Here is a 1,182-nt window from a genome sequence, read left to right as displayed (position 1 = left end):
GTCGGGGGCGGATCAGAAGGAGAGGAAAAGGAAAACAACGAAGAAATGATGATTTTTAACGACAAATTAAGTATATTTTCTTATCCCCCACACCCCACACCCCACAACCCACACCCCACACCTGAGGTCTTTGTTAAAAACCTACCCCTGTGAGGGGGTTAGGGGTGGGTTCCTCTTGCCTCTTACCTCTTACCTCTTACCTCTTACCTGCTCCCTGCTCCCTGCTCCCTGCTCCCTGCTCCCTACAAACCCAAAACTTTGTACCTAACTGAAGTGCAAACCGCGCTCAATGCTTACTAAAAACCCGATCCAAGCGTTCCAGGTAAGATGTATACTCGCTTTTTTGGGATTTCACCTCGGGACACTGTCAGTCTCGATCCAGAACATCGGTTACTTCTGGAAGTTACTTGGGAAGCCATAGAAAATGACGGGCACATTCCAAAACCCTTAGAAGGTCAGTCTACAGGAGTTTTTGTTAGTATTACTGTAAATGATTATAAAAATAGATGATAAAGAGATTATAAAGATAATATTAGACAATCTGAATTAGATGATAGTGTAGCCTATGATGTCACTGGGTTTTCAATCAAGCTAGGAGAGCCAAAGATATTAACTGCTCATATCCAAAATAAAGCGGCTCGAGTATTAGCCCTGAAAAATCACCTAATCGATATACACAAACCTTTAAATAAAAGGTAGTGATCAAGATCTAGTGATTTTGCTACGGCATAATGGAGGTTTCGGGAGCTAAAATCACTACTTGTGTACCACTACAAAAAAACTATGTAAGTAATCACCATTGCTGCTATATAAAATCAACTAAATTAATAACTAAATAAAAGCGATCGCACAGATAACAGTAAATGAAATAACTGGATAAAGGTACAACTATGAACTTAATTATTTTTTTACAATACCTTGATCAAAAAGGTGTTAAATTATGGAATGATGGAGGAAAGTTAAGAACTGAAGGTTCCCAAGAAGTACTGACCACTGATGTTATGGCAGAATTAGAGCAGTATAAATCAGAAATATTAAAGTTACTAAGGGAAAATCCAGATATATCCCAAGTCCATCCCCTCTCTTATGGTCAAAAAGATCTCTGGTTTTTGTGGCAGCTATCACCCCAGAGTCATAATTATAATGTGTCATTTTCGGTTCGGATATACTCCAAGGTAGATC

The 1,182-nt window shown here is 39.1% G+C and carries 2 protein-coding genes; both read left to right on the top strand.

What is annotated here, in order from left to right; genetic code table 11:
• Positions 1 to 327: 327 nt before the first annotated feature.
• Entirely contained in the window at positions 328 to 510 is a 183-nt protein-coding gene (locus F6K53_RS44045) for a beta-ketoacyl synthase N-terminal-like domain-containing protein (RefSeq protein WP_293087170.1), read from the top strand.
• A gap of 380 nt (positions 511 to 890) precedes the next feature.
• The coding region (locus F6K53_RS44040; RefSeq protein ID WP_293087169.1) for a hypothetical protein at positions 891 to 1,182 on the top strand (292 nt) is incomplete at its 3' end.

It is taken from the genome of Moorena sp. SIO4A1, from assembly GCF_010672065.1.
In the GTDB taxonomy this organism is placed as follows: domain Bacteria; phylum Cyanobacteriota; class Cyanobacteriia; order Cyanobacteriales; family Coleofasciculaceae; genus Moorena.
This window is presented reverse-complemented; position numbering and strand designations above follow the sequence as displayed.